Below are 15,961 nucleotides of genomic sequence, written 5' to 3'. Positions count from 1 at the left end.
GCGTGCGTCTGGGGGCCTTCCCGCGCCGGACTATTTGTCGGTGGCCCCTCCTAGACTCCCTGCCATGCGTTCGTTCTCACATGGATCGACTCTCACCGACGACGGCCTGACGCTGGATCTCGCTCCGGCGCTCACCCCGTCGGGCCTCGTCGAGCATCCTAGTTTCTTCCACGGTTTCGCCGCGCACCCGGTCGTGGTGACGCGGTCGCTGCTGGTGCTGGCCGACATCGCCGCCACCCGGTACTTCCGGCCCGTCCCCGTGGATTTGCGCGACCCCATCCTGACGGCCAACGGCGACCGGCTACGCGCCGAGTGCTTCTCCGCTTGCAACGGGGTGCTGGCCCGCCTCGACCTCCTGGAGGCCGGCCTCGACGGTGGCCAGATCGGGCACGGTACCACCAATGTCGATATCGGCCCGGCGATGCGGCAGGCCCTCACCCGGGTGCCGCGCGGCGGGCTGCTGCACCTCGACGTCGGGGCTGACCGGCTGCGCGCCTCCACCCCAGCCGAGAAGGTGGAGGAGCGTCGCGTCCAGATGCCCGACCGCTGGGTCCGGGCCCTCGGCAACGCCGCCGAGTTGACGCAGCCCCTGGTCGAGCAGTTCAGCGTCGGGGCCGCGGCTGCCCGGCGTTTTGTGCAGACCCGGCCCCGGGCTGGCGCCGCGCGGGCGGATGAGGTGTGGCTGAGCGCTGCGCGAGGTCAGCTGATGGCCAAGCCCCACCGCACCCCAGGGGCGGTACGGCTGACCGGCACCCATCGCCTGGCCGCCGTCTCCCGGCTGCTCGTCGACCTTCAAGGCCTCACCGTCTATGCCGCTGACGACGGCGTCACCGCATTGGAGTTCGCGCTGCCCGGGGCTCGCCTCACGCTGGTGCTCACCGCCGAGCCTTTCCGCGGCTTCTCCGGTGAGGGGTCGCTTCTGACGGCGCTGGCCGCCCCCAACGTCGCTGAGGATGTCGACCTCGTCTCGGCGCTGCTGGCCTTCGACCCGCGTATCGACGAGGTCCGGCTGGCCCGGGAGGCTGACCTGTCCGAGGCGCGGGTGCGGGCTGCGCTGGCGGTGCTCGGCGCGTCGGGGCGGGTCGGCTGGGACAACCACGAGCGGGCCTGGTTCCACCGCGAAGTGCCCCACGACCCGAGCCGGGTCGAGCGCGACAACCCCCGTCTGGTCGCGGCGCAGCGGCTCGCTGATTCCGGGGCGCTCACCCGGGACGGTGACCGCTGGCTCGTGGCCAGCGGCGAGACCCGGTACCGCGTCCAGGACGGGAGCTGCACCTGCGCCTGGTACCTGCGGCACGCTGGCTCCCGCGGGCCCTGCAAACATGTGCTGGCGGCACAGCTCGCGGAGAAGGCAGAAAAGACAGGAAAGGCAAACGCATGAACACCAGGCAGGCAGCCGCCATCGACGTCTTCCGTGACCTTGGCTGGGTGGGTACCACCGCTGAGCAGTGGCCGGTGCTGCCCATCGGCACCGCTGAGCAGCGACGCATCGCCCGCGACGGACTGAAGTCGGGGGATTGGATGGAGTACAACCGTGAACAGCGTCATTTCGAGTCGCCCTTCCCTGACGACGTCGACCGTGCTGCACTCCTGGCCTTCGCCATCCGGTGCGGTATCCCGGCCCGCCGGGCGGTGAGGCTGCGCTGGTTCGGTTCCTTCGACAATGACCTGCTGGTCGCACTGCTCACTGAGCGCGGCGCGAAGTTCGCCGCCGATTACATCGACCGCGAGTCCAGTGGCCACGACATCGCGTACGTGACGATGACCCCGAGTCACGGCGACGCCTGGGTCCAACTCGTGCGTGACCTGGAACTGGAGCCGCCCTGCCAGCTGGGCTACGCCGTCGCCTGGACGACGCTGGCGCTGCAGGCCTGTCGCGGCGAGGGTGACCCGGAGCCCTTCACCGCGGAGGCGGAGGAGCATCTCAGCCTCGCCGTCGAGGTGCACCTGCCCCCGCACGGCGCCCTTGGCGACCTACTGCGCCTCGATCTGCTGCCTCGCGAACGTCGCCTAGAGCTCTGCCTGGCAGGCCTGGAGTCCGCGCCGCGTCCCAGCGATCGTGCCGACTGGGGGTGTCTGCTCCTCGACCTGGCGGTTACCGACGACGAGCTGCGTGCCCGCGCAGACCTCCTCCTTGGAGCCCTCGCCAGCGGAGAAGGGCCGCTTCTGGAGGGCCTGGGAACCCGCTGCGTAGCGGTGCTGGGCGACGAATACCTGCCCGACCTGCTCGTCATCGCGGGAGCCGCCCGCACCAAGAAGGCCGCGAAGGCGCTGCTGTCGGCCCTGGCCAGCCGGCCCCGTCCCGCGGAGACTACGGAACTTGAATCGCTCCTGACCGACCTGCTGGTCCGTGACGCCGACATCGCCAAGGCCACGCAGCGGCTGTGCGAGGCCTGGGGGATCACCCCGCAGGCTCCCGAACCGGAGACGGCGCTGCTGCCCTGGCAGCCGGTCCCGCCCACCTGGCAGGTCCCGGCCTTCGACCCTGGGCCCGCCACCGCTGAGCGCCTCACCGAGCTCGCGGCCGCGCTGGGGAGCTTCGAGGACTCGCTGCTGGCTGAGCAGTTCGTCGCCACCCTGCACGCCGTCGTCCGCCGCGACCCGGAGGAGGCCAGGCTCGCGCTGGCTGGGGTCGGGGACAGGTACCGCCTTGGTCTCGATGTCTATGCCGAGTGGCAGCGGTCCCTCGTCAGAACCTCGGACAATGTGGCGGATGTGCGCGCCCGGGACCTTGGTCCCCGGCTGGCGGAGGTGCCCGCCATTGTGTCACTGCCGAGCCACGACGACCTCACCATCGACCCCGAGGATCTCCTCGCCCGGTTACGGCAGTTCGACGAGGCCGGCATCGCGGTGCCGGCCGGGGATCTCTACTGGGCGCTGCTGCGCGTCGACACCAGCGACATCACCAAGGACCTGATCTCCCGCGCCCGCACGATTCAGGCCGCGGTGCGGTTCGCCGACGGCTCTGTCCTGACCCGCGGAGCCCACACCCCATCCGGTCCAGGCGACCAGCTGACCGCTGGTGATGCTTTGGCCCAGCTGCTGGAGCATCCCCTCGTCGATCTTTGGGACGATGACAGGGATCATTTCATCCGAGCTGACCTGGCTGGGCAGCCCGGGATGGCTGGCTGGCCGGCGGGAATGGAGCTGTGCCAAGGGGGCGCCCACTACCTGCTTCCCGGCTTCCCGGATTTTCTGATTCAAGCGTTCTATTACCCGGGGGGCGCAGAAAGTGCCGTGCAGACCGCCAGGTGCCGCCGTCCGCTGCCGTGTCGCGCCGTCGTCAACCTGCTCAGCGTCGCGGTCCATGGGGAGGACCGCGCCCGAGCCTTCCAGGCCGCCATCGATGCCTGGGAACGCGGCCTGCTGCTGCCCGAACGCTTCCAGCCGGGCGCTCTGCCTGACCGGCTGGCGGCCTGGGCCACCACCGTGGAGGACCTCGCCGAGGCCGGGATGCTCGCGCTGTCCTGGCGAGTACTCGATGCGCTGCTCGCCCTGGCTGCCGCCTCGTCCCGGCTGCCCGCCGGAGCCAAGGAGCTGGTGGTGGCGATGTCGCACCTGACCGATTCGGTGCTGGCCGCCGTCGCCTCCGGAGACGCCCCTGCCGCAGCTCTGGAGCAACCTGGGCTCCGGGCCGTCGCGGGGCGCAGTGGCGGTTCTGAGGCGGTCAAGCTGGCTCGCGAGCTGGCCGGGAAACTGCCCTCGGCAAATACGACCGTACCGGCTGGGACGACGATCCAGCCGTGGCGTTATGAGGACGTCTGGCGGGGGGATCCCCGCTGGGAGCCGGTCGACGACGGGCTCACCGTCGAGGTCATGGAGGTTTCAGCCTCCGACCGCTCGGTCATGCTGGACCTGATCGCTGGCGACGGGACGCGTTATGTGACGGTCAGCGGCTGGACCTATGGCCTCAGAGATGAACGGCAGCACGGCTGCGAGCTGGCTGGGACAGAAACCAGGGTCTGGCTGTGGTGGGACCCGGAGGAGAAGAAGCTGCGGGTCACCGGCGAACGGGAAGACAAGCCCAGGACTGACGGGCCGCTCAGCAGCGGGCTGACGGCGGTGGCCCTGGCCTCCGGCTACGGTCCTGAAGGTGACTATCACTTGAGGGATTTCCTGTGTGACGGTGCGCTGGCCCCGGCCGCTGTCGCCTCGGCGGTGGTCCCGCTCCTGTCTCAACCCCGGCTGGCCACAGCCCTGCTGCGAGGGGTGGAGAAGAACCCGCGGCACTGCGGGGTGCTGTGGCCGATCGTCACGGAGGCCATTGCCTACGCCGGAGCCCAGGACGTCCCGCCTCGCTGGACTCCGCGGGCCCTGGCCCTCGGCCTCCAGATCGCGCTGGTGCTGCAGGAGGCTGCCCGCCGCGGCAAGGTGGCCGAGTGTCCCTGGACCGGCCTGGCGGAGCTGACCAAGGCCAAGGGCGTGATGGGAACCCGGGCGAGGGAGCTGCTGGCGGTGGTGGGGTAAGGACCAGCGGCCGCTGAGCCCTCCAGCGCGAGACGGCTGGGGTCCGGCGGCCGCGCCGGCGGGGTGGTGCTGGTCCCTCCACGCGAGGGACGGCCCCTCGGCGGTGTGCGGCTGTGGGCACATCCTCCCTCCGGCTCGATGTCGACTAGAAGTCCTGCTAAATGTCGCCTATGTTATCTGCTAGATGTCGACTAAGGGTCGTGCTAAACGTCGACTAGGAGGGGATGTGTACCTGCCACGCACTGTTGACAAGCTGTTGGACGACTATCTGCCTCAAGCGTCTGCGATTGCGCTTGATGGGGCAAAGGGCGTCGGCAAGACAGGCGCCGCTCTTCAGCGCGCCACCCACCGGTACCTGCTGGATCGAGCTGACCAGCGTGCTTTGGTTGCCGCCAACCCGGATGGCCTCCTGGCTCCCGGCACAACACTGCTTGATGAGTGGTCGCGCATGCCCGAGGTGTGGGACCTTGTGCGCCGTAATGTCGACGACGGTGCGCCGCCGGGCAGTTTTCTGCTCACTGGATCCGCTACTCCGGCCACAGCGCAGGGAACGCACAGTGGGGCTGGGCGTATCCTGTCGCTTCGGATGCGTCCCATGGCACTCCATGAGCGCGGAGAGATTACCCCGACTGTTTCTGTGCGGCAGCTGTTCGAGACGGAGACGCCGTGTTCGGGGGAGATCGGCGGTAAGACATCATTCACGCTTCCCGACTATCTGGAGGCCATTGAGGCCAGCGGTTTCCCAGGGATGATGGGGCTTGGGCGTCAGCTGCGTTCCGATCAGCTCAGCGCCTATGTGCAGCGGGTCATCGACCGGGATCTGCCTGACGCAGGCTATGCCGTACGCCGTCCTGAGGCTCTGCGACGCTGGCTCGCCGCCTATGCCGCAGCCTCGTCGACGACCACCGCCTACTCCAAGCTGCTGAACACCACGACAGCAGGAGATGGCAGTCAGCCGACTCGGGACACCACCCTGGCATACCGGGACCACCTGACGCAGCTGTGGTTATTGGATCCTGTTCCTGGATGGAGCCCGAGCGGCAATCCCTTCACGCGGCTGCAACAGGCGCCCAAGCATCAACTGGTGGATCCCGCACTGGCGGCAACCCTGCTGAGAGCCACAGCGGCATCCATGATGACTCCACGCAGTTCGCACCTGGCTGGCCCGCTGTTCGAGTCTCTGGCTACGCTCACAGTGCGGGTCGCGGCCGAGGCCATCCGTGCGCACGTCGGCCATCTTCGCACCCGCAACGGCGACCACGAGATCGACCTCGTCGTCGAGGGACGTGATGGCCGGATCGTCGCCTGTGAGGTGAAACTAGCGGCAGCCGTTGCGGACAGTGACGTGCGGCACCTGCTGTGGCTGCGTGAGCAACTACCTGATGATGTGAGCGATCTTGTCGTGATCACCACCGGAACTCACGCCTACCGTCGTGGCGATGGTGTCGCCGTCGTGCCGCTGGCGCTGCTTGGCCCTTGACCACGTCAGCTCGTGTCACCGGTGGCTCGGAATGAGTGCCTCGGATGGCTCTCTGAGCGGCATGGGTGTTGTTGTGTTCTGGAGGCTCAGAATTTGCCCAGGTACTGCGGCCGGGCTTTCATCGCGTGGATGACCAGTTCGTAGCCATCGTCGTAGACCAGGACCACGAGCTCTAGGAGACGTCCGGCTGGATCAGTTCCGATCACCAGCCAGCGACGAGGATCATCTTCTTCATCCAGCGCACGTGCATGCAGCACATGCGCGGCGGCGTGGTGGACTGCTTCATCGTCGAGCCGGTCGCGACGGAAGTGTTTTCGTGCGGACTTGTGGAGGTCAGGCAACGTGCGTCCAGGCTTGTATCGCGGCCCGGATCGCATCTGAGCGGTTCTGGATGCCTTCAGCTTCAGCGCGGGCGGTGAGAGCCGCGATGGTGGCGGCGTCGAGTCGTACGGGAACGACGGTGCCGGGGCCGTCACCCACCGGGGGACGGCCCCGGTGAGGCTGAGGGAGGCGAGCGAGGTCGTATCCTGCCTCGGCCTCATCTGCCCAGGCCTGTATCTGCTCGTCGCTGACGGGCTTGCCATGCAGGAGGTGCTCATTCACTCCAATATCGTATACGGAACGCCTCGCGGCCCGGGAGTCCTGGTTGCTGGGGTTTCTTGACGCGATGGTTGAGGCTGGGGCGCAGGGGGTGCCGACTGACCTGCCAGCACCCCACCGCGTGGTCAGTCGGCGGACTCCCGCAGTTCTGCGATGGTCGGGAACACCTTGCGCAGGGCCGGGTAGAGCGCCTGGTGGGCTTTGGCGGCTTTCTTGTAGAGCTTCTTCAGGTGCGGCTGCGGTTCGACGGTGTGGGAGACGCGGCTCATCCGGCTTGCCGTCGCTCGGACGTCCGTGACGCCGTCCGCCCCCACTGCCGCGGCCCCCAGGATGGCTGCGCCCAGGCAGGTGGTCTCCGGCTCGGCGCACACATCGATGGGCCGCTGCAGCGCGTCGGCGAGGATCTGGTTGAACAGCGCCGACTTGGTGCCGCCGCCCATCACGACCAGGCGTTCGACGGCGGTGCCGGTGGCCTTCTCGACCCGCTTCAGCGTCAGCCGCTCCTCCAGGGCGAGCCCCTCCAGCACCGCCCGGTACAGCTCCGGGACGCCGTGGGTGTCGGAGAACCCGACGAACGCGCCGCGCGCGTCCGCGTCCCAGTACGGGGTCTCGGCGCTGGTCAGGTACGGCAGGAACTGCACCCCGCGGGCGCCGGGCGGCACGTCGGCGGCCAGGTCGTTGAGGCGCGGCTCGATGGGGCCGTCCTTGGGGTCCATGCCGGAGAGTCGGTCGCGGAACCACGCGATGCACAGCCCACCCGACGACAGCAGCGCCTCCAGGGTGTAGCTGCCCGCGATGGGGCTCGACAGGGTCCGGAACGCCCGCGAGTAGAGGTACTGGTCGGAGTGGATGCCCATCGTCATCGACGTGCCGAGGCTCAGGTAGGCCCGGGATGCCGTGGTGACGTTCGCGCCCAGCCCGGCGGACTGCCCGTCGCCCGCGCCGGCGACGACGGGGAGGTCGCGGGGCAGGCCCAGGTCGTCGGCGACGGCGTCGCTGACGGTGGCCATGATGCTGCCCGGGGGCCGCAGCTCTGCCATCTGCTCGCTTGTCAGCCCGGTCAGCGCCAGCAGCGCGTCGGAGTAGGTGAAAGAGCTCATGTCGAGCACCGCCATGGGGTCGGCGGTGGCCCAGCTGGTCACCCACTGCCCCGTGAGCTTGTGGGTGAGATAGGCGTGGACCTCGACGACGCGGCGGGCGGCGCGCATCGCCTGCGGCTCGTGCTCGGCCAGCCAGATCAGCTTGTAGAAGCTAGGGGTGGTCGACGGCGGCTTGCCGGAGAGTGCGTGCACCTGGTCGCTGCCGACCCGCGCGATCTGCTCGCCGGCGCGGGTGTCGAGCCACAGCACGGCGGGCCGGATCGGCTGGTCGTGCTCGTCGAGCAGCACGAAGGACTCACGTTGGTGGGTCATGCACAGCGACAGGACCTCCCGGCCGCTGGGCTGGAGCTTCGCCGTCACCTCGCGGATGGCGTCGGCGGCAGCGCGCCACCAGTCCTCGGCGTCCTGCTCCTGCCAACCGGGTCTCGGGTTGTGGCGTGGGTATTCGCGGCGGGCCTCAACGACGGTGCGACCCTCCAGGTCGAAGGCGATGGCCTTGGTGGCGGTGGTCGAGGAGTCGAGGGCGAGGATTACGGGGGTGGTGTCAGTCATGATGGCCTCTTTGCCGTAGTGGGGGTTCAGTGCGGTAGGGCGGCGTCGATGATGCGCTGGAGGCCGGTGCCCTCGTGGACGACGGCGTGGATGGCGTGCAGCAGGGGGAGCTCCCCGGCCAGTTCGGGGTGGCGCTGCTGGATGAAGGTGGTGGCCAGGGCGACCGCGGGAACGCCCTCGACGGTCTGCTCGGCGGCGACCATCTCCGCGAGGGCCTCGTCAGCGCCCTGTCCTTTCCCCAGGCGGGTGCCGTAGACCTTGTTGCGGCCCGACAAGCCGGTGACCTCCAGGTCGCCCGCGCCCGCCAGTCCGAGGGCTGTCCACGGGTCGGCGCCTTCCGCCGCCAGGAGCCGACGCAGTTCGGCCAGCGCCTGGCCGAACGCGGCCGCCTTGAGGTCGTGGAACGGCTCCCCGCCGGACTCCGTCAGCCCATCGGCGACCCCGAGGGCGATGGCGTAGACGTTCTTCAGCGCGGCGCACAGCTCGACGCCGTCGCGGTCGGTGGTGTGGGCGACGCGGTAGGCGTCGGTGGTGGCGAACCGTGCCCAGCCCTGGGGGTCCTCGGCGGCGGCGTAGATGGCTGCGGTCGGACGACGGGCCGCCACCTCGTTGGCCTTGCAGGGCCCGCCGACGGCGACGATGGGCAGGGGCGTGGCCAGCTGCGCCTCCACCGCCTGCGGCAGCAGGATGATGCGGCCCTCGTGGTCCGGGGCGAAGCCCTTCGAGGTCAGCAGGACCGCCCGGATACCCGCCAGGTGGGGTGCGGCGAGCTGGGCGATGTCGATCACGCCGGCCGATGACACCGCCAGCACCACGACGTCCGCCCCGTCGAGCGCCGACGCCAGGTCGCCTGCCAGGAAGGTCGCGACCCCGCCGGCCAGTGGAACCTTCGTGCGCGGGTGGGGTTTGCCGTCGCGGACGGCGGCAATGAGGTGGTCGTCCAGGTGCGTTCCCCAGAGCCTGACCTGGTGTCCCGCGTCCCGCAGCGGGGTGGCGATGGCGGAACCCATCGCCCCGGCACCAAGAATCGTGATGGTGCTCATGACAACTCCTTTGTTATATGTCACGTCTTTGGTGTTAAAGGTATCAGGAGGGCATGGCGGCCCGGCAAGAACTAGAGTGCGACCTGTGCGGGGAATCGGCAGGATCCTGATTGCGGCCCGGCAGCTGTGGCCGCTGTACGTCGGTGTGGTGTGTGGTGCGGTCGCGATCTCCGCCACCACGTTGCTGATGCCGTTCATCATCGCCCGTGCCACGGACACCGTCATCGGCATGGTGCAGGGTGGCCCCGGGACGGTCGGCGGGCTGTTGTGGCTGGCCGTGGCGCTGCTGGCGGTTAGCCTGGCGAACTCCGTTCTGACGAACATCACCGGCTACTGGGGTGACGTGCTGGCCGCCCGGCTCCGGGTGATCCTGTCGCAGCGCTACTTCGACAAGCTGCTGCGCCTGCCCCTGCGCTACTACGACGACGAGCTGACCGGCACCATCATCTCCCGGCTCAACCGGTCGATTACCGCCATCAGCGACTTCCTGAAAGAGTTCGCCAACGCATTCTTCCCGCTGCTGCTGACCATCGGGGCGGTGCTGGTGATCGCGGTGGTTTACTCGCCGTGGCTGGCGGTGCTCCTAATCGTGATCTACCCGGCGTTCGTGTGGCTAACGACGCTGACGTCGAGGCGCTGGCAGGAGTGGGAGCACGCCAAGAACGCCGCCTACGACTCCGCGGGCGGCCGGTTTGCGGAGGTCATCGGCCAGATGCGGGTGGTCAAGTCCTTCCTGGCCGAGCGCAGCGAGTACGAGCGGTTCTCGCGGCTCTACGACGGCACCATCGCCACCACCAGCGCCCAGTCGCGGTTCTGGCACCGTATGGACACCGCTCGGCGGGCGGTCCTGGACGTGGTGTTCTTCGCCATCTACGCCATCATCTTCGTGCAGACCGCGCAGGGCACCTACAGCGTTGGCGTCATGATCCTGCTGATTCAGCTGGTCAACATGGCCCGCGAGCCCGTCGCATCGATGAGCTGGCTCGTCGACACCAGCCAGCGCGCCATCGCCGGTAGCCGCGAGTACTTCACGGTCATGGACCAGGCCGACGAGCCGCGCAACGCCCTGGAGGCCGGCGATATCCAGCACGTATGGGCGCAGACCGGCCCCGCCATCGAGCTGGACCACGTGAGCTTCCGCTACAGCGAGGACACCAGCCTGGTCCTCGACGACATCACCCTGGTGATCAGCCGCGGCGAGCGGGTAGCGTTCGTCGGCGAGTCCGGTGGCGGGAAAACCACTCTGGTGAACCTCATCATGAAGCTCTACCCGGTCACCTCCGGACAGATCCGCGTCTACGGCGAACCCATCGGCGAGATCCCCGTGACGGTGCTGCGCCGCGAGATCGGGGCCGTGTTCCAGGATGCCTCCCTGTTCAGCGGCACCATCCGCGAGAACCTCGCTTACGGGCGCGACGCCACTGATCAGGAGCTGGCGGAGGCCGTCCGTCGCGCGAACGCCGCCGGGTTCACCGGCAAGCTGAAGGATGGCCTCGACACCGAGATCGGGGAGCGGGGCATCAAGCTCTCCGGCGGGCAGAAGCAGCGGATCTCCGTCGCCCGGGCCCTGCTGAAGGACGCTCCCATCCTGATTCTCGACGAGGCCACCAGTTCCCTAGACACTAAAGCCGAGCGCGCCGTCCAGGCCGGTCTCGACGAGCTGATGGAGGGCCGGACCACGCTGATCATCGCGCACCGGCTGTCCACGATCTCGTCGGTGGACCGGATCGTGACGCTGCGGGACGGGCGGATCGACGAGATCGGCTCACCCGCCGAGCTGGCCACCACCGGCGGCATCTATGCCGAGCTGCTGGCCCTGCAGGGCTCCACTCGCAAAGCCGACAAGGCGAAACTGCTGCGCTACGACATCACGCATTGAGCGCCAGCCAGGTCACGCGCCCAGCAGCGCCAGGGGTATGACGGCGATGCCGTCTGGACGCCGGTAGGCCGTCGGCCCGGTGGTCACCACCATGAGATCGGCCACCCGGCTGGGAAGCTGTTCTCGTAGCCAGCGGAGATGCCGCACAGACGAGTCTGTGATCTCAGGTGCCAGTTTGACCTCGATGCCGAGGAGCTGCCCCTCCGGCCCCTGCACGATCAGGTCGATCTCCCGGTCTCCTCCAGAAGTTCTCAGATGGAAGACCTTTGCCTCTGCGGCCTGTGCGGCGACACGGACCCCCAGGCTGACGAGGGACTCAAACAACGGGCCCGCCATGTGGGCTCCCGCCTGGCCCAGTAGCGCACCGGCTGACAGGTCTAGGAGCCGGGCCGCCAGTGCGGGGTCGGCGAGCTGGTGCTTCGGGGCCTGCTGAAGCCGCCGGATGGGATTGTTGGCGGGGATCCAACCAGGGACCGGGTCGAGTAGCCAGAGCTGCGAGAGATGGTCTCGGTAAGCGATCGTCGTCTCTTTCGCAGGCTGGCCACCGTCCCCGCCAGTGGTGGCGGCTAGGAGGCGTGAATAGCTGGTGGTCGTCGACGAAGCCGCTGCGTAGGCGCTCAGCCATCGGCGGAGCGTCTCCGGGCGTCGCACGCTGTATCCCTGCTCGGGGAGGTCGCGGTCGATGATCCGTTGTAAATAGGCGTCCAGCATGCTCCGCCTCAGCCGTGGTACGGAGTTCATGATGCCGGGGAAGCCGCTGTCGACGATGGCATCGGCGTAGTCACGCAGGCTGAAGCCGGTGTGGCCCTCAACCTTCTGCCCCCTGCCCGCCAGCAACTCACTGAGAGAGACGGTGGGCTCTGTCCGTCCGCGTTCGTGGAGGCCCATCGGGCGCATCCGCAGTGACAGGATGCGGCCAGCCCCACTGTGCGTGCCTGTCGGATCGGCTGGTGTGGCTGAGCCTGTCAGGAGGAACCTTCCCGGTGACGCGCCCGCATCGACCTGCCGACGCACGGAGTCCCACACCTGCGGAAGCTTCTGCCACTCATCAAGCAACAGCGTCCCGGGTGGAGCTGAGACGAGGTCGAAGTCGGCGCGGGCGATCTCACGCTGAGCTGGGTTGTCCAGGAACCATGTCGTCTTGGCCCGTCGGAGGGCGGTGTCCGTCTTGCCCACGCCTTTGGGGCCGTCGATCGCGATGGCAGACGCCGCAGGCAGCAGCTCGTCAAGCTCCTGGTCGAGGGTCCGCGGAAGATAATCCATCCCCTTACTCTACCGTTTCCGGCCCACGAACTCTTCCATTTCCGGCATCGGAACTCTTCCATTTGTCGGCTGGCTGCTCGTCTGGCAGAGCCGTTCGGCAACCGCCCAGGGCTTCGTTGGTCCAAGCCACGTCGTCCTGACTGACTGGGTCCAATTCCTGGTCGAGGTCATCCAGTAGTTCCGCGAGGCTGTCTTCCCGTTCGGCGCGAGCGATGGCATCGCTGATGAAAACCGATACCGACGCCGACCTGCCCCTTCTGACCACATGGCAAAGCCAGTTCACCTGATCGTCCGGCAGACTTACCACGATCCTCATGACTATGCCCAAAGGATACGGGTGTTTCACGGCCGGGATGTTGGCTACTGAGAGGAGCCGCAAGCCCCGCCCGGCCTACTCGGTGATCAGGGCCCGGGCGCTGATGCTTCCGATCCTCAGCGTCGCAAGCCAGGTGATGGCCCAGGCCAGGACCACTATGAGGGCTGGTCCGCCGAGGACGACCGCGGGGGAGACTCGCAGGTCGGCTGCCGTTCCACCGCCCAGTAGGGTTCCGGCCAGGTACGCGCACCACGCTGCCAGGACCGCTCCAGTGAGGCTTGCGACGGCGACCGTGGGTAGGTAAGACCACAGCACCTGGCGGGTCAGATCCGACCGCGTGAACCCGAGGGCCTTCTTGACACCCAGCTCACGACGGGTTCGTGCGATCATCGTCGCCGTGACCAGCAGCATCACCAGCGACACCACGCAGACGGTTACCGCGACCGCAGCGCCCGCCGCTATCGACAACATCCCGAGATAGGAACCCAGCCGGGAGCCGACGGAGTCCTTGTTATTGAAGATGACGGCACTCCGCGACCCCACCGCCGCGCTCAGAGCGTCCATGACGCTGCCCACATCGGCGCCCTCGGCGGTGTAGATGTTGATCGTCCGCTGTCTGAAGGCGGGGGAGAGGACCTTGAAGCCCTCGGCGGTCACCATCACACCCTCCCGGGGCGACGTCAGGCCGGTGACCAGGTATTCGGTCTGCTGCCCGCCGGCTGCGACGGCATAGACATCGCCCACGGACAGCCCCAGCCGCCGCGCCACCCCTCTGCTGACCGCAACCTCGTTGGCATGGATGGGTAGCCGGCCCTCAGCGACCGGGGTGTAGCGCAAGACCGCGGGGTCGTCGAGCACGTCGAACCTGATGCTTCCCCGGTCGGTCTTCAGGGTGACCACAGTCTCACAGAATGCCTTCGACACACCCGGGACCTTCCCAGCCTCGTCGCTGAGAGCCGCTGCGTCTACATCGTCCCGAGCGGTGATCATGACCTCGGGAAAGTCGCCGATCAGCATGTTGACGACGCGCTGCGGGGTCAGGTTGGCTGCCAGCGTCAGGGTGAACACCGAGGCGAAGGACAACACCAGGCAGGTTGTCGCCAACGCCAGGTTCTGTCCTATCTGCTGGATTGCCGCCTTGACGCCGAGCAGCATGGATAGCGGCCCGGGTGTGGAGTCCAAGGGCAGCCAGGTCCTCTTGAATGTGTGCGTGCGTGTCCCGCCGCGTAGCGCTTCCACCGTGCTGACCCGTCGCAGCCGTACGGCGCTGCCCCCGGCCGCGAGTGCGAACACGACGACGAGGAGTCCCAGCACCACGGCCATCAGTGCCGGGTCCAGGTGGGCTCTCCAGGCCAGACCGGTCTGGATGTTGAGGATCTCCTCCACTGGAGCGAACAGGACCGAGCTGGCCGCTGTCCCGATGCCCGAGGCCAGCGCCGCCACCAAGCCGAACGTCAGCATGAGCTGCCAGATGACCCCGCCAGTGGTGAAACCTCCTGCTCGTAGCGTCCCGATGACGCCGAGTTCTGCGGCAACCACGTTGCGCACCACGAACCGGACCAGGACCACCATCACCGCGCCCAGCAGTATCGCCAGCGCGACGATCAGGACCACAAACATCATGGGGGCCATCAGGGTGCCGTTGCGCCAGCTGTCTAGGGAGTCGTTGGTCTGGGTGTTCTTGCCGTCCGTGGTCGCTGACAATGCCTCCCGAACCGCCCTGCCGTCTGGTCCCTGCACCTGGAGACACGTCGAGTCCTGGTATCCCGGAGCATCGAAACCGGTGAAACCCGCATGGCTGAGCCCGAGGAAGAGGAAGCTGGAGGTCGAACTGCCGTAGATGCTCTCGAAGAATCCCTGGATGTGGAAAGTCGCCTTACCCTCTGGACTTTTCAGCGTCAGCTCGTCGCCGAGGTGATAGCTGCCTTGGGTGGCGAGCATCCGCGGCACCCAGACCGGGTTCGGCACCGGGGAGACACTCTCAGAGAGGATCCGGATCTTGCCCAGTTCGGGAGGGGCTGCCATGTCGAAGAACAAGACGGGCGTATTGGCCTCTAGGCCGTTCAACCTGATCTGTGGATTCCCGGACTTGACCGCCATGGCGCGGACGTCGGTGACCCGGCCGTCGGCCTGTAGCAGCTCTGTGACCTGTCCGGCTTCCTCCTTAGGAAGGGAGACCAGCGCGGCTGGGGCGTCCGTCTCGCTGGCGAGACGGTCGAAGTAGCTGCCGTAGTCCGTGGACACGACCAAGCCCAGGTAGGCCATGGCGGAGGTGGTCAGCACTAGGATGAAGAGCACCGCCAGCTGACCAGGACGCCTGCGGAGATTGCGCACAGTGAGTAGGAGCGCCGGTCGCATCCTCACCACCCCATCTTGGTCAGGAAGCCGTTGAGGTGCTGGCTCCTGGCGTGGTCGTCGCCCTGATAACGTCCCAGGACGAGCTCATCGACGACGCCGCCGTCGCGCAGGTAGAGCACTCGACTGCCGCGCGCCGCCACGTGCGGGTCGTGGGTGACTAACACGATGCTTTGCCCATCCCGGTGGATACCGGTCAGCAGATTCAGGACCCGGTCGGTGTTGTCGTGGTTCAGCTGTCCGGTGGGCTCGTCGGCGAAGCACACCGCGGGCGAGTTGATCAGTGCACGCGCGATTCCGACCCGCTGGGCCTCGCCGCCTGAGAGCATACTGGGGAACTTGCGGTAGTCCTGTTCGAAGAGTCCGACGAGAGTCAGCAGCTGCCGGGCCCGCTCGGCGACGGCCCGCCGGTTCCGGCCGACCAGCAGGCCGAGCACCATGAGGTTGTCGAACACCGACAGCGAGTCCAGCAGGTGGATCTGCTGGAAGACGAAACCGCAGTGGCTGCGGCGGAAGCGGGCCAGTCGGTTCTCGCTGTAGCCGGTGATGTCGGTGCCCAGGAAGCGGATCCGGCCCAGGCTGGGGCGGTCCATGCCGGAGAGCGTATACAGCAGCGTCGACTTACCGGACCCCGAGGGGCCCATGATGACGGTGAAATCACCGGCCTCGATCCTCAGGTCGAGATTCACCAGGACGTGCTGCTGCGTGCCACCGACGGAGAACGTCTTCGACAGCTTCGAGGTCTCGATGATGGGGTTCATGGCCATGAAGTCCTTTCCGTCCCCGACGTTACGGACATAGTCCTGACCAGAGCCTTTCCGGTTCCCTAACAAAGTCTTAACTGTGCGGGTCTTGCGGTGGTCCTGGTGGCGTGCGCTGGAGATCCGTCAGTGGAAAGCGGTTCCG

General features: G+C 67.7%; 12 protein-coding genes. 4 read left to right on the top strand and 8 right to left on the bottom strand.

Translation table 11 applies throughout. The annotated features are described in order from the left end of the window. Positions 1 to 64 precede the first annotated feature (64 nt). From SK1NUM_RS13875 to SK1NUM_RS13865, 3 genes are all read left to right on the top strand, one after another. Positions 65 to 1,381 (top strand): SWIM zinc finger family protein, encoded by a 1,317-nt coding sequence (locus SK1NUM_RS13875; RefSeq protein WP_212323354.1) that lies wholly within the window; start codon positions 65 to 67, stop codon positions 1,379 to 1,381. Then, positions 1,378 to 4,467, top strand: a complete 3,090-nt coding sequence (locus tag SK1NUM_RS13870; RefSeq protein ID WP_212323353.1) for a hypothetical protein — start codon at positions 1,378 to 1,380, stop codon at positions 4,465 to 4,467. The genes SK1NUM_RS13875 and SK1NUM_RS13870 overlap by 4 nt, the downstream gene beginning before the upstream one ends. A gap of 226 nt (positions 4,468 to 4,693) precedes the next feature. Next, positions 4,694 to 5,947, top strand: coding sequence for an ATP-binding protein (locus SK1NUM_RS13865; RefSeq protein WP_317988063.1), 1,254 nt, complete (start codon positions 4,694 to 4,696; stop codon positions 5,945 to 5,947). Between the two features lie 86 nt (positions 5,948 to 6,033). On the opposite strand, the gene SK1NUM_RS13860 is transcribed toward SK1NUM_RS13865, so the two are convergent. From SK1NUM_RS13860 to SK1NUM_RS13845, 4 genes are all read right to left on the bottom strand, one after another. Beyond that, complete coding sequence (locus tag SK1NUM_RS13860; protein ID WP_223927633.1) at positions 6,034 to 6,288, bottom strand: hypothetical protein; 255 nt, start codon at positions 6,286 to 6,288, stop codon at positions 6,034 to 6,036. Next, complete coding sequence (locus SK1NUM_RS13855; protein ID WP_396020943.1) at positions 6,281 to 6,556, bottom strand: ribbon-helix-helix domain-containing protein; 276 nt, start codon at positions 6,554 to 6,556, stop codon at positions 6,281 to 6,283. Before SK1NUM_RS13855 ends, SK1NUM_RS13860 begins: the two co-directional genes overlap by 8 nt. Before the next feature lie 116 nt (positions 6,557 to 6,672). Then, positions 6,673 to 8,199 carry a xylulokinase gene (locus tag SK1NUM_RS13850; RefSeq protein ID WP_212323346.1) on the bottom strand — a complete coding sequence of 509 codons (1,527 nt, stop codon included), beginning with the start codon at positions 8,197 to 8,199 and terminating at the stop codon, positions 6,673 to 6,675. Positions 8,200 to 8,225: 26 nt separating this feature from the next. Then, the gene (locus SK1NUM_RS13845) at positions 8,226 to 9,242 is read right to left on the bottom strand and encodes an NAD(P)H-dependent glycerol-3-phosphate dehydrogenase (RefSeq protein WP_212323344.1); all 1,017 of its coding nucleotides are present in this window, start codon (positions 9,240 to 9,242) and stop codon (positions 8,226 to 8,228) included. Between the two features lie 85 nt (positions 9,243 to 9,327). On the opposite strand from SK1NUM_RS13845, the gene SK1NUM_RS13840 reads away from it, so the two are divergent. Further along, positions 9,328 to 11,121, top strand: a complete 1,794-nt coding sequence (locus SK1NUM_RS13840; protein WP_212323342.1) for an ABC transporter ATP-binding protein — start codon at positions 9,328 to 9,330, stop codon at positions 11,119 to 11,121. A gap of 12 nt (positions 11,122 to 11,133) precedes the next feature. Here SK1NUM_RS13840 and SK1NUM_RS13835 read toward each other — a convergent pair whose 3' ends face one another. The 4 genes from SK1NUM_RS13835 to SK1NUM_RS13820 all read right to left on the bottom strand — a co-directional run bounded on the left by SK1NUM_RS13835 (position 11,134) and on the right by SK1NUM_RS13820 (position 15,822). Further along, complete coding sequence (locus SK1NUM_RS13835) at positions 11,134 to 12,384, bottom strand: ATP-binding protein (protein WP_212323341.1); 1,251 nt, start codon at positions 12,382 to 12,384, stop codon at positions 11,134 to 11,136. A 4-nt stretch (positions 12,385 to 12,388) separates the two neighbouring features. Beyond that, complete coding sequence (locus SK1NUM_RS13830) at positions 12,389 to 12,700, bottom strand: ribbon-helix-helix domain-containing protein (protein WP_212323340.1); 312 nt, start codon at positions 12,698 to 12,700, stop codon at positions 12,389 to 12,391. Between the two features lie 75 nt (positions 12,701 to 12,775). Further along, positions 12,776 to 15,058 (bottom strand): ABC transporter permease, encoded by a 2,283-nt coding sequence (locus tag SK1NUM_RS13825; protein ID WP_212323339.1) that lies wholly within the window; start codon positions 15,056 to 15,058, stop codon positions 12,776 to 12,778. A gap of 2 nt (positions 15,059 to 15,060) precedes the next feature. Beyond that, the gene (locus SK1NUM_RS13820) at positions 15,061 to 15,822 is read right to left on the bottom strand and encodes an ABC transporter ATP-binding protein (protein ID WP_212323338.1); all 762 of its coding nucleotides are present in this window, start codon (positions 15,820 to 15,822) and stop codon (positions 15,061 to 15,063) included. Positions 15,823 to 15,961: the final 139 nt, after the last annotated feature.

This window comes from Arachnia rubra (genome assembly GCF_019973735.1).
In the GTDB taxonomy this organism is placed as follows: domain Bacteria; phylum Actinomycetota; class Actinomycetes; order Propionibacteriales; family Propionibacteriaceae; genus Arachnia; species Arachnia rubra.
The sequence above is the reverse complement of the archived record's forward strand: the minus strand, read 5'-3'. Positions and strand labels throughout refer to the sequence as shown.

What these genes read in the sequence shown, in the direction of transcription:
- SK1NUM_RS13830 (WP_212323340.1), bottom strand. Translation starts at nt 12,700, where the DNA reads ATGAGGATCGTGGTAAGTCTGCCGGACGATCAGGTGAACTGGCTTTGC.
- SK1NUM_RS13820 (WP_212323338.1), bottom strand. Translation starts at nt 15,822, where the DNA reads ATGGCCATGAACCCCATCATCGAGACCTCGAAGCTGTCGAAGACGTTC.
- SK1NUM_RS13845 (WP_212323344.1), bottom strand. Translation starts at nt 9,242, where the DNA reads ATGAGCACCATCACGATTCTTGGTGCCGGGGCGATGGGTTCCGCCATC.
- SK1NUM_RS13870 (WP_212323353.1), top strand. Translation starts at nt 1,378, where the DNA reads ATGAACACCAGGCAGGCAGCCGCCATCGACGTCTTCCGTGACCTTGGC.
- SK1NUM_RS13835 (WP_212323341.1), bottom strand. Translation starts at nt 12,384, where the DNA reads ATGGATTATCTTCCGCGGACCCTCGACCAGGAGCTTGACGAGCTGCTG.
- SK1NUM_RS13825 (WP_212323339.1), bottom strand. Translation starts at nt 15,058, where the DNA reads ATGCGACCGGCGCTCCTACTCACTGTGCGCAATCTCCGCAGGCGTCCT.
- SK1NUM_RS13850 (WP_212323346.1), bottom strand. Translation starts at nt 8,199, where the DNA reads ATGACTGACACCACCCCCGTAATCCTCGCCCTCGACTCCTCGACCACC.
- SK1NUM_RS13875 (WP_212323354.1), top strand. Translation starts at nt 65, where the DNA reads ATGCGTTCGTTCTCACATGGATCGACTCTCACCGACGACGGCCTGACG.